This is a genomic window from Streptomyces sp. CS113 (genome assembly GCF_002188365.1).
Lineage (GTDB): Bacteria > Actinomycetota > Actinomycetes > Streptomycetales > Streptomycetaceae > Streptomyces > Streptomyces tendae.
In genome coordinates this window covers 8,640,313-8,664,059 of record NZ_KZ195574.1, presented here as the reverse complement: position 1 = coordinate 8,664,059, position 23,747 = coordinate 8,640,313, and the positions used below count along the sequence as shown (strand labels likewise).

The window sequence follows — 23,747 nt, the reverse complement described above, 5'->3', positions numbered from 1 at the left end:
GCTCGCCGCTCCCCTGGCGGAAACTGTCGCCTCCGGCTTCTCCGCCGCACCGCCGGGCGGCGCACCCGCCGCACACAGGGGCCTGGCGAACCGGGCACCGGCTCGCATATCGCCCCCCCCCGGCACCCGCGCCGGGCACCGAACGGCCCGAACACCCCCGGCCAATCAAGACATATCTCGATTATTGACACGCGCTATATCGCGTGTCACAGTCCGAGGGCAGGGTTCGGCAGCGGGCACCGGTCCGGCCCGCGCCGCCCGATGCCCGCACCTGTCCGCGAACCCCTGACCACAGGAGTGCTCTATGCCAGAGGCCATCCATGCCGAGGGCCTGGTGAAACACTTCGGCGACGTACGGGCGGTGGACGGTGTCGACCTGGACGTCCCCCAGGGAACCGTGCTCGGCCTGCTCGGGCCCAACGGCGCCGGCAAAAGCACCACCGTGCGGATTCTGACCACCCTGCTCATGCCTGACGCCGGGCACGCGAGCGTACTGGGAGCGGATGTCGTCAAGGACCCGGACACGGTGCGCCGCTCGCTCGGCATGGCGGGGCAGTTCGCCGCGGTCGACGACTTCCTCACGGGGCGTGAGAACCTGCAACTGATCGGGCGGCTCTACCAGTTGAGGAAACGCGACGCGGCGGCCCGCGCCGAGGAGCTGTTGACGCTGTTCGACCTCACCGACGCCGCCGACCGGACCGCCAAGACCTACTCCGGAGGCATGCGGCGCCGTCTCGACCTCGCGGCGGCCATGCTCATGAAGCCGGCCGTGATGGTCCTCGACGAGCCGACCTCGGGCCTGGACCCCGTCAGCCGCCGGGTGCTGTGGGACGTCATCCGCGCGATGGTCGCCGACGGGACGACGCTGCTGCTGACCACGCAGTACCTGGAAGAGGCCGACCAGCTCGCCGACTCGGTCTGCGTCATCGACCACGGCCGCGTACTCGCCTACGGCACCAGTGACGAACTCAAGGCACGCGTCGGCAGCGACCGGGTCGAGCTGGTCCTTCCCGAGGGGGAGGACCTCACCGGCGCCGGCCTGGTGATGGCCGCGGAGGGCCGGGGCGAGGTGTCCGTCGAGGAGCAGGCCCGCAGGCTGATCGTGCCGGTCTCGAACGGTTCCCGCTCGCTCGGCGGCATCATCCGCAGGCTGGACGAACTGGGCGTCCCCTTCGACGACATCGCCCTGCGCCGCCCGACCCTGGACGACGTGTTCATCGCTCTGACCGGCCGCTCCGCCGACACCGGCGAGGCAGCCGGGGACGTCCGAGTCAAGGAGACCGCCAAGTGACCGCCCTGTCACCGCCGCCCGCCCTCCGGCCGCCCGTGGCAGGCGCCGTCGGCCAGTCCGTCCGCGACTCGCTGATCATCGCCAAGAGCGGCCTGATCCGGGTCAGGCGGGCGCCGGGCATGATCCTGTTCATGCTGATCCAGCCGACCATCTTCATCGTGATGTTCACCTTCGTGTTCGCCGGCTCGGTCAACATCGGCGGCACCACGGACCGTGCGGCCTTCCGCGAGTTCAACGTGGTCGGCATCATGGCCCAGACCGTCATCTTCTCCGTCATCGCGACCGCCGCGGGCATCGCCGACGACATGCGCAAGGGACTGGTCGACCGCTTCCGCTCGCTGCCGATGGCACGCGGCGCGGTACTCACCGGCCGCACCCTGTCCGACGCGGTGACCCTCGCTCTCATCCTGGTCGTGCTGGGCGGCGTCGGAGCCGCGGTGGGCTGGCGCTTCCACGAGGGCATTGCCAAGATGCTGGCCGGCTTCCTGCTGCTGTTCCTGCTGGGATACGCCTTCACCTGGGTCGGCGCGCTGACCGGACTGGCCGCACGCTCCCCGGAGGCGGCCTCGTCGGCTCCCATGCTGTGGATCCTGCCGGTGTCGTTCATCTCCAACGCCTTCGTGGACCCCACCCGGATGTCGACCCCCCTGCGGTACATGGCCGAATGGAATCCGTTCAGCGCCACCGTGCAGGCCGCCCGCACACTTTTCGGCAACCCGGGCACCGGGGCGAGAGACGCATGGCCGATGCAGCACCCCATCGAGGCGTCGCTGATCTACTCGGTCCTCATCATCGTCGTCTTTCGCACCCTGGCCGTGCGCAAGTACCGCCGCACCGCCACCTCCTGACCGCCCGGCACCCGCATACGGCCGGGACCCGGAGGGGGCCGCCGGGGGGGCCTGCGGGCCCGTCCCCCGGCCCCCCTGGTTCTGTCGTGCGCCCCGCGTCATCGCTGCCCTGCCGGCCCCTGCTCGTAGAACAGCACCGTCCGGTGCCGCTGCCTGCACTCGCGCAGGACCTCGTGCACCAGCCGGGCTTCCCGGGCGAACTCCTCGGGTGCGACGGTCGAATGGCTGGAGACGCCGGCTGCGATCGCGGTGACCTCGCCGAACCGGTCCGTGAAGGCCTGCGAGAGGCACCGGGCGAGAAAGCCGCGGCCGATGATCTGCACGTTGCTCCAACTCCTCGGCTCGAAGAACGCGTGAGGCGCACCGCTCAGCGCAGCAGTGCGTGGCGGACCGTCAGTTTCCGCATGCCGACGGTGCCGTGGACGCGGATGTGCGGCTCGCCGGAACGGGAGGACCTGCCGGGCCTGTAGGCCAGGCCCTTCAGTCCGGTCTCCACGTCCTCGAGGTCGACGGTCGCCTCGCGCGGCACGATGATCCTGACGCGTCCGACGCCGACCTGGAGCTCGAGGTCGAGTTCCGGATGCTCGAGCACGGCCCGGGACAGGTCCAGGTACACCCTGGCGAGCGGTGTCGCGACCACGAGTTCCGCGGGCACCCGCCATCGGCCGCGCCGGAGGATCAGGCCGCTCACCGTGGTGATCGTGGACCGGTCCTTGGGGCTGCGTGCCGGCAGCCCGGCCACGGCCGCGTCGAGCTGGCCCCGCGTCGTGGCGCTCAGCACCTGGCCGAGACACTGCTCCAACTGCTGGTGGGTGAGATGTCCTTTCGCGTACGCGTCCTGCAACAGATGTGTGGCCCGGTCTCGGTCATCGTCGCCGATGAGTGTCTGCGGGTCCTTCGGCCGGGAAGCCATGTCGTCAACTCCCATGCAGAGTCGGTGCCTTGCCCGCACCGCTTCGAAAGGCCAGGTTCTCACGGCAGCGCCGGGCCCGGGCCGGGCCGGGCCGGGCCGCACGATCGGGCGTATCAGGGTCCCTCCCCCGTGTCCCTTCTGCGCAACCGCGGCGTGCGGGCCTTGGGGGGCACTGCCGACGATGCGCGCCAGCGCCGCGGCAGCACGCCCCGCAGGCTGTTGCGCACGTCGTCGAGGAGGGCGGTGCGGCCGGACCACCGCTGGGCGCCGGGGCCGGCGCGGCTGCGGGACCGGCCGCGGCGCGGTCATCCTCGCGCCGGGCGTAGAGGTCGTTGAGGACCGTGTCATGCAGCAGGCTGCTGTCCTGTTCGCGCACGACGTCGAAGCCGTGGCCCTTCAGGCGTGCTTCGACCTGCGCCAGCCGGCCGTCGATGTCCGTGGACTTTGACAGCCAACTGCCGGATCCTCGGTCAGTGCTGCGGACGGATGCCCTTGAGAACCAAGTGCTCGGCGCCCTCAGCGTCGATCTTCATCAGGTCGATCCGCTCGATGGCTTCCTGCTCGATGATCTCGAACAGGCCGATGTTGGCACCCACGTCGACGACCGTGTCGCCGTTGTCGATGGTGATGCCGCCTCGCACGTACGCCTCGCGCGTGGAGATCTCGTCGTAGACGAAGTCGGTCTCGCTGCTGTTGTGGTGGAAGACCGTCATGCCGTTGGGCGGTTCGCGCATCGGCGGGCGAGTTCTCCTTCGGCGCTCTCCATGCGCAGCAGTGCGCGCACCGCCGGTGCGCGGTCGGCCGCGGGAACGATGTGGGCCACCAGGCGCCTGTCCCCGTCGCCGTGGTCGCCCACCACGACGCGCGCGTCCTGGACGGCGGGGTGTGCGCTGAGTTGGGCCTCGATCTCGCCGAGTTCGATGCGAAACCCCCGGACTTTGACCTGATCGTCGTTGCGCCCCAGGTAGGCGAGGGTTCCGTCGGGCAGCCGCCGCACCAGGTCCCCGGGCCGGTACATCCGTGCGCCGGGTTCGTCGGCGAACGGGTCCGCCAGGAAGCGCTGGGCGGACAGGCCCGGCCGGTTCAGGTAGCCGCGCGCCACGCCCGCACCACCGACGTACAGCTCGCCGGCGACGCCGGCCGGCGTTGGCCGCCATCTCGTCGTCTTCACTGCTTTCGATGAACCACAGGACATCGACCAAGGCCGCGGCCAGGGCCTGAGTCAGATACGAGTACACGGGCAGCCACGCGATCTCCCAGCAGGTCAGGACGGCTGGGTCCAGCCATCCCACCACACACCGCCGACATCACTCTCAGTCAGCCCTCCACGGAAAGCGAGCCATAACCCGAATTCCGACGTCACCATCGGGGTTACGGCGTCAAGCTGGATGCGCTGAGTAAAGGGGCACCCCCGATGCTGCCTGGCCAGTCGAAGGTCGAGTTGTACGCCGCGCTGCGGCGCGACGGCCGCAGAGTCATGTCGAACCGGCCTTGCAGTGCATGTACAGCGTCACCTGGAGCACGGCCAACAGAACCCTGACCTTGGCTCGGCCGCAGCCACGCACGACAACAGCTTGGGTGCGTCCGTCGAAGCCGGATCCGTTCACACCGCTGATCGACGAGATCCTGCTCATTGACCTGGATACGGCCACAAAGCAGCGCCACACCGTCACCCCGGATCTGCCACGTCCGATCAACGAGTACTTGTCGTCCGAGGCGTTGCGCTGACCGCTTCAACTCGCACCGATGAGAGGGCGCAAGCGTCCAGCGAGCAACCGCGCGGTCCGGCCAGGGCCTGAGCGTCCGGTGTTCATACCTTCCCCGCGACCACCATGTAGTTCTCGGCCTCACGATCGAACGTGCTCAGTTCCGTTCGGAGTCCGGCCCGGTGCAGCTCGACTTCGAGTTCCTCGTACCGGTAGGGCCAGCAGGACAGCAGTTCCGAGCGGACAAGAACCAATCCGGTCGCATCAACTTGCGCGATCGCAATCTCGATGTGGTGCTCCTCCTCCCAATGCGGCGCAATCTCCCAGCGGTAGACCACGACGGCATCACGACCGTTGCGGCGGACGAGCCGGTCACTGATCTCCAGCCGGGAACCTTTGGCCCTTACGCTTTCCCATGTGCGGGATGTCAGTACCAAGCGGCCGCCGGGACGCAGAAGCCGCGACATCGACTCCAGAGCGGCACCCCTGCCTGTCGCACCCCTGGCATGTCCAAGCGAGTTCCCCACGCAGAACACCATGTCGAACGTGTTGTCCTGGAAATGATCGCGCAACTCTTCCCAGTTCGCCCGCACAGCCCGGACGGATGCCCCGAACTCCTCGGACAACTCGGCAGTCCGACGCACCATCGCCTCGCTGGCGTCAGTTGCGACAACCTGCATACCGCGACCGGCGAGGCCAACCGCAAACTGCCCGGTTCCGCATGAACAGTCGAGGACATGAGCGTTCGCGGGCAGGAGATTGAGAAGGTCGTCGAACGACGCAGCGAACCCGGCTGGCGGCAACTTCTCATCCGAGATCAGCCATTCGTACACCTCGGCAAGCGCGCCATACCCAGCCACAACTACTACCTCCGTCACACGGCAGACCACGGCAGGACGTCAGTCCATCAGCAGAACAAGCCGGGACACCAATGGTTTTCACAAGGTCGGCTCTGACGGTGATGGCGGGTGGCCAGTTGTCCGCCTGAATGGATGTCACCGACCGGTCGGCTGGGAACTGTCTCGTGAGACCCAGTGTCACCCGCAGGTTGCGGTGACAAAGTGCTTGTGCGCGGTGAAGGAACACCGCCGACGCCGCCTGGTCGGTCAAAGCCGAGCTGTACGCCGCACTGCGACATGACATTCGCGAGAGCCTGCCCAACCGAGTGCTTGAGCGCAAACACTGGGGAGAGCTGGCGTACTGTTTGGAAGGCTACGGCCGCGTCGACCTGTTCTGCATCGACGAAGCCGGGCTCGCTCCATGCGACTCGACCGCCGCAGCGCCGAAGTCCTCTTCCAGGACCTCACCGGCCCCGCGAGGGGAGGAACGCCGTTGCCATCGCCTCCAACGGCTTCTTCGCCGGCTGGGGCACACCCTTCACCGAGCCCAGACTCTGCGCCGCCATCGTCGACCGGCTCACCTTCGGCGGCACCATCCTCGAGACCGGCACCTAGCCTCACCGCCTCGCTCACAGCCGCGGACTCGCCCGCCAATACGTCGTTTCTTATGGTTCAGGTGGGTGCTTGAGTGGCCTGGGGAAAGCCCAGCTGGTCGAGCAGCGTGCTGAAGAGGTCTTCTGCGAAGGTCTCGTGTGAGCGAAGCAGCTCTTCAATCCTGGCTGTCTCAGGCGTGACGGGGACGCCAGCGGCTGCGGCCCAGGCAACGGCACCTTCGGCGTCGGCGAGTATCTCGGCGTCGAGTTCGGCGCGCTTGTGCCTGACGGCTTCGTGGAACTCTGGTGTGTCCAGCCACAGGAGTTGATCCTCGAGGTCTTCAGGCTCCTCGGCCAGAAGACTGGCGGCGATGTCCAGGTTGAGCCACGCCTGCCAGCGCTGCCCGGTGGTGTCCAGTCCGGTCACGAGAGCGAGGGAACTGTCGGACACCTCGGCGACGCAGGCCGGTGCGCTGCTCCACTCAACCAGGGCGGGCAGGTCCGCGTCGCCCCATGTCCCGGATTCCATCTGGAGCGTCTGCCAGCCGCCCGACCGTGACTCCCATGTCTGCACGGTTGCCTTGAATTCTTCTTCGTCGAGGCTGTCGAAGACGGGAGCTTCCAGCAGGGGGCGGTTGCTGCAAGCGAAGACCAGATGACCCGAGAATCCCACGGCAGTTCCTCCTTCGAGATGGTGAGCGCACCTTATGGGCTGCCGGTGACAACGCGGGTCTGGTCAGCGTCTGCGCAGTGGGCCAGGCTCATCTGCTGCGACGGCGATACCCGATGAGTGCTGCGGTGATGGCACCGAACGCGAGGAAGTGCTCGGCTTTGTGTGCGTAGCGGCGGTGCCGGCGGCGGCAGCCAGCCAGGACACGGTTCTCTCGACTACCCAGCGGTGGCGGCCCAGCCGCTGGGAGGATTCGTGTCCCTTGCGAGCAATGGGGTGGCGAATACCGCGCCCGCGAAGCCGGCGACGGAGGTGGTCGTAGTCGTACCGCTCAACGAGACCCGTCATCCTCGGATCACCGATCACGCCATAAGAAGCGACGTCTAGGGGTGTTGTCGCAGGGGGTTGGTTACGCAGCAGTGCCCTTCTCACTCTCCGGCGTCATCGAATCCGTCGCGCAGGGCTCGGAGTGCCTCCAGTTGCCGCGCGGTGCGGTCGTGAAGTTCTTGGAGGAGGGCGATGCGGCCGTCCAGGGCTCCTACGGCCTGGGTGTATTCGCTCTCGTCCAGTGCCTCGTAGGTCTCCGCGTCGCAGACCGCTCGCACGGTAGAGGTGATCTCGTCGAGGGTCAGACCGTAGTCGAGCAGAGTCCTGATATTGCGCACCCGGCGGGCGTCGCTGTCCTGGAACTCGCGGTATCCGTTGGGCAGGCGAAGTGAACACAGCAGGCCCGCTGCCTCGTAGTGGCGGATCTGCCGGGGTGAGGAACCGGAGATCTGCGCCAGCTCACCGATCTTCATGAGGTCGCTCCCTGTGGGCACGGCACGGTGCGCGCTTGACCTTGACACGGATGTCAACGTCTACCTTAACGCTCAGAAGAAACCGCGGCGAATAGCTCATTTCTCGCATAACGGGGTCGACGGTGGCTTCGTCGTCCCGAAGGCCCTGACAGCACAGGAGGAGACATCATGCTGAGCGTCGAGTTCGACCGTTTCGGCCCACCCGAGGTCCTGGAGGCGCGGGAGCGGCCGGAACCGCTGCCGATAGAGGACCGCGTCCGTGTACGGGTGCGGGCCCGCACCGCCAACGTCAGCGATGTGGAGCTCCGACGAGGCGACACCCCGCAACGACTCGAGGATCTCGGCCTCACCTTCCCCGCCGTACTGGGCTGGGACTTCGTCGGCAATCTCCTCGATCCGACTCCGACGCTCCCCGTCGGCTCCGCTGTGGCGGGTTTCGTCCCGTGGCTCGGCTCGGAAGTGGGCCGCGGCACCTATGCGGAGGTGATCAGCGTCGCGCCGCAGTGGGTGGCCACACTGCCGCCGGACCTCGACCCGGCACGTGCCGCCGTCTTCGCGATGAACGCCCTGACCGGCGCGCAGGCCATCGATCGAATGGGACCCCTTGACGGAGCACACATCCTGATCGTCGGCGCCGGCGGCCCGGTGGGCATGAGCGCCGCCACCGCGGCTACAGCTGCAGGGGCGCGCGTCTACGTCACCGGCTCGACGGCAGACGAGGCCCTTGCCGCTATGGGCTGCGCGGGAGTGATCCCTCGTGGCACGCCGGAGGAGATGGCCACCGCGGCCCGCGAGGAGGTGCCAGGTGGCATGGACGCGGTCTTCAACGCCGCAGTCGCGGGCCCCGGACTGATCCGCGCGGTGAAGGACGGCGGCGCCTTCGTCTCCATTCACGTCGCCGACAAGAACGAGTCAGAGCGCGGCGTCGCCGTCGAGAAGGTCGTAGTACAGGCCGATGCGCCTCGCCTGACCTCCCTGCTCACCCCGTCTCTCCTCGGCCGGACCCGCATCGAGACGCTCCCGCTCGGCCAGGCACGCAAGGCCCACGAACGCCTTGAGCGCGGTGGCCTTGGCGGGCGCAAGATCGTGCTGGTCTCGTAGGACCACCGTCTGCGCGGGAACGGAGAGCGGCAACACCGCGACGCCCACTTCACCCACGCATGCTGACGGGCCGGCCCCAGACAGCCGCCTGGCAAGGCATTCCCGAGGGGGAGCCGTCCAGGCGGCTGGCCACTGGCCGCTTGCAAGCAGAGGGCGTCCGAATGCATATGAACTCCGCTTCCTGACCTGGCGGCCGTCCCAACGCACGCACCGCTGACGCCGGAAGGGCGTCGCCGGCTCTGCGAGTGAGTGCACGCTGGACGCCCGATCGCGCATGTCGCGGCCGAGGCCGGCGTGTCACGGCGTTGCCTGGGCAAGTGGTACGCCCGCTGGACGGCGCACAGCGAGGAGCCCCGCTCCCGCCCCGCCCCGCCTGCGCGTGGGCGCCGTGCGGCGCCCGGAGTGCTCCTCCTGGGCAGGCCTCACTCGCTCGCGTGCCGCTCACTGGAGGAGACCGCGACGCGGTCGCCCAGATGCTGCCGCGCTCGGAGATGTTCCGGCTATTCGGACGCGCCGGTGACGAGGCGGGCCTGGTGCAGAAGGCGTTCCTCGATGTCCATGGCGGTGGCCGCGCCGGAGAGGACGTCGATGCCGTAGCCGTCCTCCAGCGCCACGAAGCCGCGGGCCAGGAAGGCGGAAGGACCGGCCAGACGGAAGTCCTCCGAGGCCGCGCCGGAGTCGAGGACCTCCTGGTACAGGCTCGTCTGCTGAGCGACGAACGCCCGCTGCCGGGTGGCCGCGGCTTCGACGCGGAAGGTGACCGGAAGGAGTTCGTAGAGCAGACGGCTCGTCTGCTCCGCCTCGCCCGGATAGGGAATGCCGGAGGAGATACAGGCGGCCAGTCGTGTCCAGGGCGTCGGAGCGGCGTCGACGGCCGATCGGCGCCGCCGGACGTACGTCTCGGTGCCCTGCTCGAACACGGCGGCCAGCAGGTCGTTGACGTCGGGGTAGTAGTACAGCACCGAGGCGGGCGTGAGACCGGCCTGGGCGGCGATGTCCCGCAGCCGCGCGTTGGTCACGCCTCGCTCCAGAACCGCCTGCGCCGCCGCCTGAACCAACTGGGCGCGTCGTGCGGCTTGGTTGCGGGGACGCGGCATGTCCTCATCCTCTCACGCGGCTCAGCAGGTCCCCGGACGACCTCTTGACACGTCCCGAGTTAGTTAATCAAACTTCGTTTAACTTACCTCGGAAGGCAACACGCTCCATGCACTCACCCCTCCCTCTCGCCCTCGTCCAAGCGCCCGCGCACCCGACGCAGGACCTCGACTCCTTCGCCTCCGGGCTGGAACGCCTGTCCCGGCAGCGACCGCAGGTGCGTCTCTTCGTCCATCCGGAGCTGCACCTGGCCACCCCCGCGCCCGGAAGCGGCCCGGCTGACGACGCGGCCGCACCGGAGCAGCTGGCCGAGCCTCTGGACGGACCGCGCGACCGGCGGCTGGCCGAACTGGCTGGGGACCTCGGCGTCTGGCTCATGCCGGGCAGCGTCTACGAACGGCGTCATGGACAGATCCACAACACCGCCCCGGTGTACTCACCTCAGGGACGCCGCGTCGCCGCGTATCGCAAGATCTGTCCCTGGCGGCCGTACGAGACCACCACACCCGGCACCGAGTTCGTCGTCTTCGACATGGACGACCACGGCCGCGTCGGTCTGTCGATCTGCTACGACGCCTGGTTCCCCGAGATCTCCCGCAACCTCGCCCACCTCGGCGCGCAGCTCATCGTCAACCTCGTCCAGACCCCCACCAGCGATCGGGAGCAGGAACTGGTCCTCGCCCGCGCCAACGCCATCACCAACCAGGTCTTCGTCGCCAGTGTGAACGCCGCCGCGCCCACCGGCCTCGGCCGCAGCCTCCTCGTCGACCCCGAGGGACGTGTCCGCACCCAGGCGATCAGCGCCGAGGAGTGCGTCCTCACGGACGTCATCGACCTGGGCGAAACCACCCGGGTCCGCACGTACGGCACGGCCGGCCTCAACCGTCCCTGGGAGCAGTTCCGGCCCGGCGACGCCCCCGTCGACCTGCCGCTCTACTCCGGCAGGATGGACCCCAGCACCTGGGGAGCCGGCCTCAGCGGCACATCTCGCGCGGAAGGCCGGGGACGTCCATGACACACAGCAACGGGACACCCGGTCGCCTGGTCCCCCGGCTCGGTCTGCTCTCCATCGTCGTCTTCGGCCTGTGCTACATGGCCCCGGCCATCGTCGTCTCCACCTTCGGCGTCATCGCCACCAACTCGGGCGGCATCGCCCCCACCGCCTACCTCGTCGCGACCGTCGCGATGGCACTGACCGCGCTGAGCTACGGCAAACTGGCCCGCGACCACCCGGTGGCCGGTTCGGTGTACACCTACGCGCGCCGGCTGCTCGGCTCCCGTGTCGGATTCCTCGCCGGCTGGGCCCTGCTCCTGGACTACCTCTTCCTGCCCATGGTGGCCTGGCTCATCCAGGCCCTCTACCTGCACGTCCAGTTCCCCGCACTGCCGACGTGGGGCTGGCTGGTGGCCGTCATCGCCGTCACCACGTGCGTCAACACCCTGGGTATCGTCATCGCCGACCGCGTCAACAAGGTCCTGCTGGGCCTGACCGCACTGGGCCTGCTGGCCCTCGCCGTGGTCTGCCTGCACACCGTGGCGGGCACGTCCGCGGCGGACGGGGCCCATGCCCTGTGGAATCCGGGAGCCTCACTGGGCACCGTCACCGCCGCCGCGGCGGTCGCCGCGTACTCGTTCCTCGGCTTCGACGCGATCAGCACGCTCAGCGAGGAGGTGCGCGACCCGCGGCGGACGGTTCCCCGCGGCATCCTGCTGACCGTGCTCATCGGTGGCGGTGTCTTCTTCGCGATCTCGCTCCTGCTCCAGTGGGTCCACCCGGGCACGTCCTTCCAGGACGAGTCGACCGCAGGCTACGAGGTGGCGGTCCTGGCCGGAGGCAAGGGCTTCGCCAACGTCGTCAACGCCATCACCCTCATCGGCGGCATGGCCTCGTGCGTCGCCATCCAGGCCAGTACCAGCCGGCTGATGTACGTCATGGGCCGCGACGGCGTCCTGCCCCGCCGCACCTTCGGCCACTTGCACCCGCGGCTGCGCACGCCGGTGTTCAACCTGCTGATCATCGCGGTGATCGGCCTGCTGGCCACCCGGCTGTCTCTGGAGACGGCCACGTCCTTCATCAACTTCGGTGCGTTCCTCGCCTTTACGCTCGTCAACGTCTGCGTGCTGGCGGCCTGGCGCCGCGCTCGCCGCGGGGGCAACCGACGGCCCGTCCTCACCCACGTCGTCGTCCCCGTCCTGGGCGCCGCGGCCGACATCTACCTGATCACCAAGCTGAACGGCGCCGCCGTACTCCTCGGCACGGCCTGGCTGGTCCTGGGCATCTGCTACCTGTGCGTGCTGACCGGTGGCCTGCGCAGGGAACCGCCCGAATTCCGTCTCGACGCGCAGGAGCGGACCGACGACATGGCCGTACCACGGTAGGGCAGTCCGCCGGCCGCTCCGTCCGGCACGGTCCTGAGCCAGCCGTGTGCCGGCGCGAAGGACACCGGAGGTGGACGCCCTCATCGAGACCCTGCTCGAAACTGCTCGGGCGCAGCGTGCCGAGCCGCAGCGGCTGTTCCCTGCCCATGGGTCCGCCGGACGTCGGCGGAGGCAGCCGTCTGGGTCAGCCGTGGTGGCGGCGCGGGCGAGGCCGGGCGAGGGTGGAGCAACGCTCGACACTCGTCCGCCTTCACCGCCACTCCTGCAAGGAGCATGCCCATGTCCGGACGCAATACCGTCATCCGCAGCCTGCACGACGTGGGCCTGGCCGCCTGGTTCGGCGGCTCTCTGATGGGCGCGGTCGGCCTCAACGGGGCGGCCGAGCACGAGGGCTCCACGGTTGCCGCACGGGCCCGGATCGCGTCGGTCGGCTGGACGAAGTGGGTACCGGTCAACGCCGCCGCCATCGGAGCGCACCTGTTCGGCGGTGGCGGGCTGCTCGCCGCGAACGCCCACCGCGTCAGAACCCAGCACGGCGTGGGCGCCTCCACCACCGCCAAGACCGTCGTCACTGCGGCCGCCCTGGCCGCGACGGCCTACGCCCGCGTCCTCGGCAAGAAGGTCGAGTGGGCCTCCTCCTCCAACCCCGACGACGCCGAGAAGGGGGCCCGGCACCCCATCGACGTGGGGAAGGCCCGGCGCCAGCTCGCCTGCGTGCAGTGGACGGTCCCGGCCCTCACCGGATGCCTTGTCGTACTCAACGCCCTCCATGGCGAACAGCAGCGCCCCCTCGAACAGCTCCACGGCATGTGGGAGCACGCCCGCTCCATGACTCCGCTCATCCCGTGAGCTGAATCTTTCGGGCACCGCCCCAGGGCTGCTGGTCAGGGCTGCTGGTCAGTACGACCCGGATTGCCGGGGTGGCCTGATCGCGGCCGGGCATCCGGGCGCGGGTACGCCGCGGCCGGGTACGTCGCCGGCAGCGACCTCACCGTAGGATGCGGGCATGTACATGCGGGGGCGCAGGCTCAGATTCGTAGCGGTTGCCGCGATGGTCGTGTTGGCACTGACCGGCTTCTCGTCGGGTGGTGACCGAGGAAACAGCAGCCAGGACGGCAGCGACGGGGGCGGTTGCAGCAGTTCCAGCCAGGACCACGACGGGTCGACGCCGCGTGGCAGCGACCCGCTCGGCAGTTCGTCCACCAGCTCACCCAACGGTGAACCTGACGACTCCGGGACGAGTAACGACCGCAGCGGTGACACCCCGCAGCCCACGCCCACGACGTCCCCCTCCAGCAGCACGGCCCCGCCCCTGAAGGACGGCACCGCCGTGCTCGTGCACTGCGCGAGCCTGGAGGACCCGTACGGCACCGTCGAGATCAGCAATCCGAACGGACGTGACGCTGTCCTGAACGTGAAAGTCAGCTTCGCGGACAGGAACGGAGCCGTTTTGATCGACACAGGCACTCAGGTTTCGGTCCCCGCGAAAGGCAAAACAACCTACCGGGTGCCCGCCACGTCGAGATACACGGACAAGATCGCCCAGTGCGAGGTCGACCCCGTAGCAACCGCCGTCTGGTGACCGGGCGTTGATGCAGCGCAGGTCGGGCGTGGCTCAGAAGAAGTGCTTGTCCAAGCTCGGACACGGCGCATTCAATGTTCTCGGGCGCGCACGGCTCGAAGCAGTACTGCGCCCGAATCGCCAACCGCTGCGCGCACCGGGACCGCACGCCCGGTGCCGCACCTTCGGTCTCATGGGCATGATCAGGCTCGACTGCAAGCGTCTGGCGTGAGCGCCGGAGCGAGGCCGCCGACGGCGAGAACCGTGTCGCGACCATTTCCTTGAGCGGCGGACCTCGCCTGCTACCCTGGATGATCGAGTAGACGTCTATCGAGGAGTCACAGACATGGTGGGTGACGACGACATCTCCGGATGAGATCCGGATATGACGGCCACCGGCCGGCGCCGTGGAGCGCTGCCGAGGTGGCCCGTCTCGTCGTACCCCTTTCCCATGTCTGCCCAGGGCAGAGGACCGTGCTCTGCCCCCAGTTTCTCCGAGGGTCTCTCTCATGTCCGACGCTGCCATCGTCTGTTCGAACCTGTCCTTCGCCTGGCCCGACGACACCCCGGTCTTCCACGACCTGTCCTTCTCCGTGACGCCCGGCCGCACCGGCCTGGTCGCCCCCAACGGCTCCGGCAAGTCCACCCTGCTCAAGCTGATCGCCGGTGAACTCGAGCCGCTCACCGGTTCGGTGTCGGTCAGCGGCACCCTCGGTTACCTCCCGCAGAGCCTGCCGCTGACGGTGGACCTCACGGTCGGCGAGGTCCTCGGCGTCGCCGAGGTGATCCGTGCGCTGGACGCCGTGGAGTCCGGCGACGTCGACGAGAAGCACTTCACCGTCATCGGCGACGACTGGGACATCGAGGAGCGCACCCGCGCCCAGCTCGACCGCCTCGGCCTGGCCGACCTCACACTGGACCGCGGCCTCGCCACGCTCAGCGGCGGCCAGGTCGTCTCCCTCGGCCTCGCCGCCCAGCTGCTCAAGCGGCCCGACGTCCTCCTCCTCGACGAGCCCACCAACAACCTCGACGCGGAGGCCCGGCACAAGCTGTACGACGTCCTGTCGGACTTCACCGGCTGCCTGCTCCTGGTCAGCCACGACCGCGCGCTGCTGGACCGCATGGAACGCATCGCCGAGCTCGGCAGCGACGAACTGCGCCTGTACGGCGGCAACTTCACCGAATACGAAGCGGCGGTTCGCGCCGAGCAGGAGGTCGCCGAGAAGAACATCCGCAGCGCCGAGCAGGACCTCAAGCGCGAGAAGCGGGAGATGCAGCAGGCCCGCGAACGCGCCGAACGCCGCGCGGGCAACGCCCAGAAGAACCTGAAGAACGCCGGTCTGCCGAGGATCTTCGCGGGGAACATGAAGCGGGGCGCGCAGGAGGCCGCGGGCAAGTCCGGCACGATGCACGCCGCCCGGGTCAGCGAGGCCAAGGCCCGCCTGGACGAGGCCGGCCGCGCGCTGCGCGAGGAGGCCAGGCTGAGCCTGGAGCTGCCCGACACCCAAGTGCCCGCCGGACGCAACCTGTTCCTCGGCGAGGGCATGCAGGTGCGGCTCGGTGACGCGGACGTGTTCGCCGCGAGCGGCGTCGACCTGTCCGTCCGGGGTCCCGAGCGCATCGCGCTGACCGGCCCCAACGGCGCCGGGAAGAGCACGCTGATGCGGCTGATCACCGGCGACCTCGTACCGGACGGTGGTGAGATCAAGCGCAACGACGGACGGATCGCCTACCTCTCGCAGCGGCTGGACCTGCTGGACGTGGACCGGACGGTGGCGGAGAACTTCGCCGAGTTCGCGCCGGAACGGCCCGAGGCGGAGCGGATGAACCTGCTGGCCCGGTTCCTCTTCCGGGGGCCGCGGGCGCATCTGCCGGTCGGTGTGCTCTCCGGCGGCGAGCGGCTGCGTGCCACCCTGGCCTGCGTGCTGTGCGCGGAGCCGGCGCCGCATCTGCTGCTGCTCGACGAGCCGACCAACAACCTCGACCTCGTCAGCGCCGGCCAGCTGGAGAGCGCGCTCAATTCCTACCAGGGCGCCTTCATGGTGGTCAGCCACGACGAGCGGTTCCTGGCCGAGATCGGGATCAGCCGCTGGCTGCGGCTGGCCGACGGGATGCTGAAGGAAGCGGCGGCCCCGGCGGTGTGAGCCGCCGACGTGTGACGTGGCCCGCATCCGAGGCCCTGCGCCCGGCGGGCCGACCACCGATCACTGAGGACGGACCGACCGTGCCCCAGCCCGCACTTCTCGCCCACGACCTCGTCCGTGTCCTGGACGGGCGCCGTGTCCTCGACGGCGCCTGTCTGACCGCCTCTCCCGGTCACCGCATCGGCCTGATCGGGGAGAACGGCGTCGGCAAGTCCACCCTGCTACGGATACTCGCCGGCGTGGACGAACCCGACTCGGGCGGTGTCACCCGCCCCGCCGACCTCGGATTCCTGCACCAGGAGATGCCCTTCGAGGCCGGCACGACCATCGCGGCCGTCCTGGACGAGGCGCTGCGCGAGGCCCGCGAGGACCTCGCCGAGCTGGACCGGCTCGGCGGGGAACTCGCCCGGGTGCCCGAGGACGCCCCCGGCCACCAGGCCGTCCTCGACGCCTACGGCAAGCGCCTGGAACAGGCCCAGGACCGGGAGGCCTGGGACGCCGACCGCCGCGCCGCCCTGGTCCTGGACGGCCTCGGCCTCGGCGCCGTGGACCACGACCGCACGCTCGGCTCGCTCTCCGGCGGGCAGCGCGGCCGGCTCGCCCTGGCCGCGCTGCTCGTCCGGCGGCCCTCGGCGCTGCTCCTGGACGAGCCGACCAACCACCTCGACGACGGCGCCGCCGCCTTCGTGGAGGAACAGGTCCGCTCGCTGCCCGGAGCCGTCGTGCTCGCCAGCCACGACCGGGCGTTCCTCGACGCCGTCTGCACCGACCTGATCGACCTCGACCCGGCGGTGGACGGCCCCGTCCGCTACGGCGGCAACTACAGCGCCTACCTGTCCCAGAAGCACGCCGAGCGTGAGCGCTGGGAGCGGCGGTACGCCGAGGAACAGCAGGAGCTGGAGGAACTGCGCACGTCGGCGGGGGTGACCGCGCACCGGGTAGCCCCGGACCGGGGCCGCACCGACAACGAGAAGATGGGCTACGGCCACCGGGCGGGCCGCGTCCAGGCCTCGGTCTCCCGCCGGGTGCGCGACGCCACCCGGCGGCTGGATGAACTGCAGCGGGTCCAGGTCGCCGAGCCGCCACGCCCCCTGCGGTTCGCTGCCGGTGACCTGGCGGCCCGGGCGGAGGAGGGACCGCAGCCGCTGATCGCCTTGCACGGCGTACGGGTACCGGGGCGGCTCGCGCTGGACGGGCTGGAGGTGGCCGCCACCGACCGGCTGCTGGTCACGGGCGGCAACGGGACGGGCAAGTCGACGCTGCTCGCCGTGCTCGCGGGGCGGCTGACGGTCACCACGGGCGAGGTGCGCAGGCACCGCCTGCTGTCGGTGGGGCTGCTCACCCAGGACACCGTCTTCGAGCGGCCGGAGCGCACGGTCCGCGACACCTACGAGGCGGCGCTGGGCGCGGCCCGGGCCGAGAAGGTGCCGCTGGTCTCGCTGGGCCTGCTGCACGAGGCGGACCTGGACAGGCCGGTCGGGCGGCTGTCGGTGGGGCAGCGCCGCCGGCTGGCACTGGCACTGCTGGTCGCCCGTCCCCCGCAGCTGCTGCTGCTCGACGAGCCCACCAACCACCTCTCCCCCCGGCTGTGCGACGAGCTGGAGGACGCGCTGGCCACCGGGCCGGGCGCGATCGTGGTCGCCAGCCACGACCGCCGGCTGCGCCAGAGGTGGACCGGCCGCGAGATCCGACTGGTCACGGCGCACGACCCGGGACGGAGGGCGACACCCTGACCCAGCGGGACATCGACGTCGACGACCTCCTGTCGGCCTGCCGCGACTTCTCCGAACGGCTGCTGCGCGCACGCACGCGTCGCCGAGCACGGGCGCGGGCGCGGGGCACTGATCCCCTGAAACACCGTGTCGCAGAGGGCCTATTGGCGCGCTTCCCGCTCGGCCTTGAGCCTGTAGAAGTGCATCGGCGAGTTCGGCTCGAAGCCGATGCGCGGGTACACCGGTGCTCCGGCGACGGTGGCGTGGAGAGTGGCACGGGAGAGTCCGGTGGCGCGGCCGCCCTCGTGCAGCGCCTTGCGCGTCACCGCCTCCCCGTACCCTCGACGCTGCCAGTCGGGGTCGGTCGCGACGAGCACGACGAACAGGCGGCCCGCCGCCTCCACCGTCGCGGCGCACGCCACCGGGTCGCCGTCCCGCAGGGCCAGATAGGCGTACACCCCTTCCTTCCACAGCGCGGAGCCGGCGATGCCGTCGCGGCAGTCCTCCGGAGCGAAGCCGTACGCGCGCGCGTTGAGGTCGGCGTAGGCGAGCAGCTGCTCGTCGGTGACCACCCGCTCGAAGACAAGGTCCGGGTGGTGGGGGTCGGGGACGGGCAGCAGGTCACCTGCCATGCCGGTGCCGGGGAAGGCGTGGGCCAGACCCGCGCGGTCCACCGCCTCCTCCAGCGCCGTGTGCGCATCGGCGGCGAGGAGGTCCTCGAAGAGCCACAGGAAGCCCGGCTGCCGCTTGGACCGCATGATGTCCGCCGCCTGGCCCAGACGCTTCTCCAGCGTGGCCGCGTCCACCCCGGCCTCCTGGGTCAGGGTGATGGCGTTCCAGAAGACGAAGCGGCAGTCGGCCCAGCGGACGGCGATGCCGGGGAGGTCTCGTACGTCCGCGTCGGAGTCCCGGTCGAGCACCATGGCCCGCCAGGCCGTCGCCAGCTGTTGCATCGATTCGACCGCACCTGCGATGTCTGTCACCGTGCTCCCTCACCTTGTCTCGTGGGCGGTTCCCGTGCCGCTGCCGCCCTGTCCCTTGCGGAGTCCCCCGCTCCGTCCCTCTTCGTCGGCAGCGGCAGCGGCAGCGGCAGCGGCAGCGGCCGGACCCTTGATCAATGGCTCGATTTCGTCTACCGACTGTCAGTGGCTTGAGCAAGGGTGACGCATGTCCGTGCCCCGACCGGGGCCCTGGCATTCGAGTCCGTGCACCCCACCATCCAAGGGAGAAGCATGCGCACCGAGATGATTCTGTCCCACGAAGCCCCTGAGCTCGACCTCGATCTGGATCTGCGCGTCTCCGACATCCCGGAGCAGGCCGAGTCGTTCGGCCAGGGCACCTTCACCTCGCCGAGCAGCTACGCGATCGGCACGCGCTGCCCCATCTGTTGCTGACGGACTGAGGCCCCCTCGGGGCCCTTCCGAGCGGGGCGGCCCGAATCCGCCCCGCTTTCCGCACGACGGCGAGGAGCGCACACGTGGCGGAGTCCGCAACCCACCAGGCATCTGCGGCCTTCGAGGTACGGGAACCCCTGCTTGTCCGATCGGCGAGTCGGCCGCGCGGCGCCGCTCTGCCCACGGTCGACGCGGCCGACCCGGTTTCCGGGGCGCGACAGCTCGCCTCCGATCCCCTGCTCAGCCAGGCGGTCCGGGTCGCCAGCGGCTCGCTGGCCCACAGCCTTGCGCGTCTGACCAGTGACGAGGGCGCCTCCGCCCTGGGCCGCAAGCGGACCGTGAGCGCCGCGCGAACCCTGACGCGCTACGCCCGCCGCGCCGCGGCGCGCCCCACGCCGTTCGGCCTGTTCGCGGGTGTGGGTACCGCCCGGTTCGGTCCCGTGGCCAAGGCGCAACCGGGCACCGGAGAGGTCGCGGTCCGGCTCGACGGGGCGTGGCTGCGCCGCCGGGTACTGGCCTGGCTCACCGAGCCCTCCGTCCGCCGGCGTGTCGACGTCGTACTCAACGACCTGTGCTTCGTGCGGGACGGACGGCTGTATCTTCGCACCGGTGGACAGGAGCAGTCGGTGCGCGACAACGCGCTGGTCGGTGCCGTACGCGAGCGGGCGCACACACCCGTTCCGTATGCCGAGCTGCTCGTCTCGCTGACGGAACGTTTCCCCGCGCTGGACGCCGAACGGCTCGACCGTCAGCTGGCCGGACTCCTGCAACACGGCTTCCTCCTCACCTCGATCACCCCGCACCGCATCGACGCCACGCTGCTCGACGGCATCGAGGCCGTGCTCGACGCGGCGCTCCCCGCCGACGCGCAGGCTCTGCGGGACATCCGGGCGGCCTGCGCACGGCACGAGGAGGACCCTCCGGGGCTGGGCGGCGACTCCTGGCAGCGGGCCCTGGACGAGGTCCGCCGCCTCGACGTCCCCGGTACGGACAGCGACGCGCACGCCCGGCCGCCGCTGCACGTGGACCTGCACATACCCGGCGAGTTCGTCGTACCGGAGGCGGTCGGCCGGGAGGTGTGCCGGTACGCGGCCGCGATCTGGGCGATCACTCCGCAGTGGTCGACGCTGGCGTACATGCGGGACTATCGCGAGCGCTTCATCGAGCGGTACGGCACCGCCTGCGCCGTACCGCTGGGGGAGCTGGTCGACCCGCACCGCGGACTCGGCCTGCCCGCCGAGTACAGCGCGGAACCGGTGTACGCACGCAGTGGCCCCGGTGACGAGGCGGACGGTCCCAGACGGGCGATGATCGGCGAACTGCTCCAGGAGGCCGTCCTGTCCGGCGGCGACCTGGTGCTGACCGACGACGTCGTACGAGGTCTCGCCGAGGTCGCCGGGCACGATCCCACCGCCACACCGCCGCCCAGTCTCGAACTCTGCTTCCAGGTGCTCTCCGAGAGCACCGCCGCACTGGACCGCGGCGACTTCCGGCTGCTCGGCAGCCCGCACATCGGCGCCTGGACGGCGGGCGCGACGGCGGGCCGGTTCGCGGCGGCGGCCGACCTCACCGACGCACTCGCCCGGCTCGCCGCCGACAGCGCCGACGATGCGGTGATCACGGCCCAGGTCGAGTTGATGCCCCAGGAGCCGCGCGGCCTCAACATCGTCCAGGTGCCCCGTCTGCTGCCGTACCGCATCCCCGTCGGCGTACCCGACGACCGGGACGACCCCTGCTGTCTGGACTGGCGCTCGCTGCTCGTCGCCGCCGGTTCCGACGGGCTGCGGCTGCTGCACCCGGAGAGCGGTCGTCCGGTCCGCCCGGTGCTGCCGCACATGCTGGCCCTGGACACCCAGGCCCCACCGGTGGCCCGGTTCCTCATGGATGTCGCGACGGCGCGGCCCCGGGTGTGGTCGGGCTGGAACTGGGCCGGGCATGACGCTCTGCCGTATCTGCCGCGTGTCCGGTACGGACGAGTGGTGGCGATGCCCGGGCGCTGGCTGCCGGGCCGACGGCTGCGCGACGCGGCCAGGGCTCAGGGCGCCGGGGCGTGGGAGCAGGGCCTGGACGCCTGGCGTCGGCGCCTTGCCGTACCGGACCGGCTGCACATCGCGCGCAACGACCAGATGTACCCCGTCGACCTGCGCGACCGCTGGGACCGGGATCTGCTGCGCGCCGAACTGACGGCGGCACATCCTCGGTTCGTCCTCTACGAGGATCTGACGGCCGACGGTGCGGGGCTCGGCTGGAACGACGGTCACAGCACGGAGATCGTGGTGCCCCTCGCGGGGACCCGGCGAACCGCCGGGCGCGCGGCGCCGGATGGTGCCGAGCGGGCGCAGGAGCGGATCGCCCCGCCCGTCCGGCTCGCCCCCACCGGTATCCATCTGCCCGGCGAGGACTGGCTGTTCGTCAAGTGGTACGCCGAAGCGCCTGCCCACGATGCTCTGCTCACCGAGCATCTTCCGGCCTTGCTCGCCGAGGTCGAGGACGAGGACGACGTCGACCGCTGGTTCTTCCTGCGGTACCAAGACCCCGAACCGCACCTGCGGCTGCGGTTCCACGGCGATCCCGCGGCGCTGAACGGCCGGGTGCTGCCCGCGGTCAGCCGTGTCTCACGGGCCCTCGTCGGGAGCGGAGCCCTGCGGACGATGGCCCTCGACACGTACCGGCCCGAGAGCGACCGCTACGGTGGCGAGGCCATGCAGGAGGCCGCCGAGCGCTTCTTCCGGACCGACAGCCTGTCGGCGCTCGTGCAGTTGCGCGCCCTGCAAGGTGTCGCGCGGACCCTCCCCGCCGCCGTGCTCGCCGGGCTCGGGCACGCGGTGCTGCTGGAGTCCCTCGGGGACTGGGACTGGTGCGGCTGGGTCGACCGGATGTTCACGAAGACCCCGGAGCACGAGGTCTACCAGCGACACCGCGCGGTCGCCGACCGGCTGATCAGGCGGGGCGACGCGGTGTCGTCGGCCGCGGAGGCGCTCGGGGCTCCGTCGCTCGGCGCGCTGTGGTCACAGTCGCCCGAGCCACGCGCGTACGGGCGTTTGATCCTCTCCGCTCCGGAAGCCGACCGCGACGAGGCGCTGCTGTCGCTCCTGCACATGCGGCACAACCGCCTGTTCGGCATCGACCGGGCGGCCGAGGCCCGCGGGTACGCGGTGCTGCGCGGCGCGGTACGGACCCATGTCGGCCGGGGGCGGCACCTGAGCGGAAGCGGACGATGAGCGGCACCGCCGAGGACGGGACACGGGAGCACACCATGAACGGGGACACCGGGGGCGCCGGGACACAGGAGTACACCATGAACGGGATCACCGAGGGCGGCGGGAGCCGGGAGCACCCGGTCGGCCGGCCCTCCCAAGACCTCCGAGAGCGGGCCGGCGCCGTTTCCGCCGAGGTCCTGAACCGGCTCGCTGATCCCGCCGCGACGATGGCGGCCACCCGCATCCCCGCCCACGCCGCGGACGACGGGGTGGCCGAGCCGATCTGGGCCGAACTCACCCTCGGCAGTGGCAGTCCCGGTCTCGCGCTCGCGTTCTCGGGCGCCTCCCGGGACGCGGCGCGTCAGGTGCCGCGTGCCCACGCGTACCTCACGGCGGGAACCCGCGCCGTCTCGGGTGGGCCCGGCGTCGCTGGCGGGATCTTCAAGGGGCCGGGGGCACTGGCGTTCGCCGTGCTGCTCGCTCACCGCACCACCGGTGGCTACGTCTCCGCGCTCCAGCGCTTCGACGCCTACCAGCGCGATCTCGTACGGACCGTCCTGCCGCCCGTCGAGGACGGGCCGCTGCCCACCATCGGGCATTACGAGGTGGTCCGTGGCCTGACCGGTGTCGGCCGCTATCTGCTGGCCCGCGCGGAGAGCTGCGAGGAGCCGCTGACCGCGGTGCTCGACTACCTCGTGCGCCTGTCGCTCGGCACCGTGGAGCACCAAGGCGCGGACGTGCCGCGCTGGTGGGCCCTGGACGCGCCCCGGATCGGCTCCGAGGCGGCGTTCCCCGGAGGCCACCTCAACCTGGGTCTCTCGCACGGCGTCGCCGGTCCGCTCGCCCTGCTGGCCCTGGCCTGGGAGCAGGGTGTGCGGGTTCCGGGGCAGCATGAAGCCGTGGAAGCGACGGTCGATCTGCTGCGTACCTGGGCGGTGACGGACTCCTACGGCCTCTTCTGGCCCGGCTACCTCTCCTTCGCGCAGTGGCAACGGGGGCCCGCCGCCTACGACGGCAGCGCGAAGTGGCCCGCCTGGTGCTACGGGGCTCCCGGAGTCTCCCGGGCCCTGCAACTGGCCGGACGGGCGCTGGGGCGGACGGACTTCTCGGACCTGGCCCGCGCCTCGGTGGACCGGCTGCTGGTCCTCCCCCGGTCGGCGTGGGGCATCGACGACCATGCGCTGTGCCACGGCTGGGCCGGGACCCTGCATCAGCTCGGCCGGCTCAACGAAGCGTGGCGGGAGACCCGGCTGGACGAACTGCGGGACGGCATCGCCGCGGAGATCGTCTCCGCCTTCGACCCCGCGCTGCCTTTCGGACTGCGTTTCACGATGACGAAGGTGCCCTTCGGTTCGGATGTCTCGGGCTATCTCGACGGTGCCGCCGGTGTCGCGCTCGCCCTGGACTCGTACGCGGTGGACGGCACACCGGCCGACTGGGACATGCCGCTGCTGCTGGCATAGCCCGTGCGGCGTTCGGTCAGCCAGTCAGTCGATCGGCA

Annotated in this window: 21 protein-coding genes and 2 pseudogenes; 13 read left to right on the top strand and 10 right to left on the bottom strand. The window is 70.4% G+C overall.

The window, feature by feature from the left end:
* Nucleotides 1-304 precede the first annotated feature (304 nt).
* Nucleotides 305-1,291: an ATP-binding cassette domain-containing protein gene (locus tag B9W62_RS39140; protein WP_087811635.1), complete on the top strand. Its 987-nt coding sequence runs from the start codon at nucleotides 305-307 to the stop codon at nucleotides 1,289-1,291.
* On the top strand, nucleotides 1,288-2,139 hold the full coding sequence (locus tag B9W62_RS39135; protein WP_087811634.1) for an ABC transporter permease: 852 nt from the start codon (nucleotides 1,288-1,290) through the stop codon (nucleotides 2,137-2,139). The genes B9W62_RS39140 and B9W62_RS39135 overlap by 4 nt, the downstream gene beginning before the upstream one ends.
* A 98-nt stretch (nucleotides 2,140-2,237) precedes the next feature.
* On the opposite strand, the gene B9W62_RS39130 is transcribed toward B9W62_RS39135, so the two are convergent.
* From B9W62_RS39130 to B9W62_RS39115, 4 genes and pseudogenes are all read right to left on the bottom strand, one after another.
* Nucleotides 2,238-2,462, bottom strand: coding sequence for a hypothetical protein (locus B9W62_RS39130; RefSeq protein ID WP_087811633.1), 225 nt, complete (start codon nucleotides 2,460-2,462; stop codon nucleotides 2,238-2,240).
* 44 nt (nucleotides 2,463-2,506) lie between these two features.
* Nucleotides 2,507-3,052 (bottom strand): DUF1707 SHOCT-like domain-containing protein, encoded by a 546-nt coding sequence (locus B9W62_RS39125; protein ID WP_087811632.1) that lies wholly within the window; start codon nucleotides 3,050-3,052, stop codon nucleotides 2,507-2,509.
* Nucleotides 3,053-3,522: 470 nt separating this feature from the next.
* Nucleotides 3,523-3,786 carry an FkbM family methyltransferase gene (locus tag B9W62_RS39870; protein ID WP_107424257.1) on the bottom strand — a complete coding sequence of 88 codons (264 nt, stop codon included), beginning with the start codon at nucleotides 3,784-3,786 and terminating at the stop codon, nucleotides 3,523-3,525.
* A 65-nt stretch (nucleotides 3,787-3,851) separates the two neighbouring features.
* Nucleotides 3,852-4,205, bottom strand: a pseudogene (locus tag B9W62_RS39115) (hypothetical protein); the annotation flags it as partial.
* 347 nt (nucleotides 4,206-4,552) lie between these two features.
* Between B9W62_RS39115 and B9W62_RS40060 the strand changes: the two are divergent.
* The gene (locus tag B9W62_RS40060; RefSeq protein WP_143665498.1) at nucleotides 4,553-4,780 is read left to right on the top strand and encodes a hypothetical protein; all 228 of its coding nucleotides are present in this window, start codon (nucleotides 4,553-4,555) and stop codon (nucleotides 4,778-4,780) included.
* 82 nt (nucleotides 4,781-4,862) lie between these two features.
* Here B9W62_RS40060 and B9W62_RS39110 read toward each other — a convergent pair whose 3' ends face one another.
* The 4 genes and pseudogenes from B9W62_RS39110 to B9W62_RS39090 all read right to left on the bottom strand — a co-directional run bounded on the left by B9W62_RS39110 (nucleotide 4,863) and on the right by B9W62_RS39090 (nucleotide 7,660).
* Nucleotides 4,863-5,618 (bottom strand): class I SAM-dependent methyltransferase, encoded by a 756-nt coding sequence (locus B9W62_RS39110; protein WP_087811629.1) that lies wholly within the window; start codon nucleotides 5,616-5,618, stop codon nucleotides 4,863-4,865.
* A 651-nt stretch (nucleotides 5,619-6,269) separates the two neighbouring features.
* Complete coding sequence (locus B9W62_RS39100) at nucleotides 6,270-6,863, bottom strand: hypothetical protein (protein ID WP_087811628.1); 594 nt, start codon at nucleotides 6,861-6,863, stop codon at nucleotides 6,270-6,272.
* Nucleotides 6,864-7,052: 189 nt separating this feature from the next.
* Nucleotides 7,053-7,187, bottom strand: a pseudogene (locus B9W62_RS41075) (IS5/IS1182 family transposase); the annotation flags it as partial.
* A 101-nt stretch (nucleotides 7,188-7,288) separates the two neighbouring features.
* On the bottom strand, nucleotides 7,289-7,660 hold the full coding sequence (locus B9W62_RS39090; protein ID WP_087811627.1) for a MerR family transcriptional regulator: 372 nt from the start codon (nucleotides 7,658-7,660) through the stop codon (nucleotides 7,289-7,291).
* A gap of 168 nt (nucleotides 7,661-7,828) precedes the next feature.
* On the opposite strand from B9W62_RS39090, the gene B9W62_RS39085 reads away from it, so the two are divergent.
* Nucleotides 7,829-8,761 carry an alcohol dehydrogenase catalytic domain-containing protein gene (locus B9W62_RS39085; RefSeq protein ID WP_087811626.1) on the top strand — a complete coding sequence of 311 codons (933 nt, stop codon included), beginning with the start codon at nucleotides 7,829-7,831 and terminating at the stop codon, nucleotides 8,759-8,761.
* A gap of 500 nt (nucleotides 8,762-9,261) precedes the next feature.
* Here the strand turns inward: B9W62_RS39085 and B9W62_RS39075 are convergent, their stop codons facing one another.
* The gene (locus B9W62_RS39075; RefSeq protein ID WP_087811624.1) at nucleotides 9,262-9,858 is read right to left on the bottom strand and encodes a TetR family transcriptional regulator; all 597 of its coding nucleotides are present in this window, start codon (nucleotides 9,856-9,858) and stop codon (nucleotides 9,262-9,264) included.
* A 107-nt stretch (nucleotides 9,859-9,965) separates the two neighbouring features.
* On the opposite strand from B9W62_RS39075, the gene B9W62_RS39070 reads away from it, so the two are divergent.
* The 6 genes from B9W62_RS39070 to B9W62_RS39040 all read left to right on the top strand — a co-directional run bounded on the left by B9W62_RS39070 (nucleotide 9,966) and on the right by B9W62_RS39040 (nucleotide 17,673).
* Nucleotides 9,966-10,871, top strand: a complete 906-nt coding sequence (locus tag B9W62_RS39070) for a carbon-nitrogen hydrolase family protein (protein WP_087811623.1) — start codon at nucleotides 9,966-9,968, stop codon at nucleotides 10,869-10,871.
* Complete coding sequence (locus B9W62_RS39065; RefSeq protein ID WP_087811622.1) at nucleotides 10,868-12,235, top strand: APC family permease; 1,368 nt, start codon at nucleotides 10,868-10,870, stop codon at nucleotides 12,233-12,235. The genes B9W62_RS39070 and B9W62_RS39065 overlap by 4 nt, the downstream gene beginning before the upstream one ends.
* 279 nt (nucleotides 12,236-12,514) lie before the next feature.
* The gene (locus B9W62_RS39060) at nucleotides 12,515-13,084 is read left to right on the top strand and encodes a hypothetical protein (RefSeq protein WP_087811621.1); all 570 of its coding nucleotides are present in this window, start codon (nucleotides 12,515-12,517) and stop codon (nucleotides 13,082-13,084) included.
* Between the two features lie 157 nt (nucleotides 13,085-13,241).
* Nucleotides 13,242-13,817 (top strand): hypothetical protein, encoded by a 576-nt coding sequence (locus B9W62_RS39055; RefSeq protein ID WP_087811620.1) that lies wholly within the window; start codon nucleotides 13,242-13,244, stop codon nucleotides 13,815-13,817.
* 488 nt (nucleotides 13,818-14,305) lie between these two features.
* The gene (abc-f, locus tag B9W62_RS39045) at nucleotides 14,306-15,940 is read left to right on the top strand and encodes a ribosomal protection-like ABC-F family protein (RefSeq protein WP_087811618.1); all 1,635 of its coding nucleotides are present in this window, start codon (nucleotides 14,306-14,308) and stop codon (nucleotides 15,938-15,940) included.
* Between the two features lie 80 nt (nucleotides 15,941-16,020).
* Entirely contained in the window at nucleotides 16,021-17,673 is a 1,653-nt protein-coding gene (locus B9W62_RS39040; RefSeq protein ID WP_087811617.1) for an ABC-F family ATP-binding cassette domain-containing protein, read from the top strand.
* A gap of 140 nt (nucleotides 17,674-17,813) precedes the next feature.
* On the opposite strand, the gene B9W62_RS39035 is transcribed toward B9W62_RS39040, so the two are convergent.
* Nucleotides 17,814-18,605: a GNAT family N-acetyltransferase gene (locus B9W62_RS39035; protein WP_087811616.1), complete on the bottom strand. Its 792-nt coding sequence runs from the start codon at nucleotides 18,603-18,605 to the stop codon at nucleotides 17,814-17,816.
* 279 nt (nucleotides 18,606-18,884) lie between these two features.
* On the opposite strand from B9W62_RS39035, the gene lanA reads away from it, so the two are divergent.
* The 3 genes from lanA (at nucleotide 18,885) to B9W62_RS39020 (ending at nucleotide 23,709) form a co-directional block, all read left to right on the top strand.
* Nucleotides 18,885-19,046: an SCO0268 family class II lanthipeptide gene (gene lanA, locus B9W62_RS39030; RefSeq protein ID WP_087812317.1), complete on the top strand. Its 162-nt coding sequence runs from the start codon at nucleotides 18,885-18,887 to the stop codon at nucleotides 19,044-19,046.
* Between the two features lie 83 nt (nucleotides 19,047-19,129).
* Entirely contained in the window at nucleotides 19,130-22,267 is a 3,138-nt protein-coding gene (locus B9W62_RS39025; RefSeq protein ID WP_087811615.1) for a lantibiotic dehydratase, read from the top strand.
* Nucleotides 22,264-23,709 carry a lanthionine synthetase C family protein gene (locus B9W62_RS39020; RefSeq protein WP_087811614.1) on the top strand — a complete coding sequence of 482 codons (1,446 nt, stop codon included), beginning with the start codon at nucleotides 22,264-22,266 and terminating at the stop codon, nucleotides 23,707-23,709. Before B9W62_RS39025 ends, B9W62_RS39020 begins: the two co-directional genes overlap by 4 nt.
* Nucleotides 23,710-23,747: the final 38 nt, after the last annotated feature.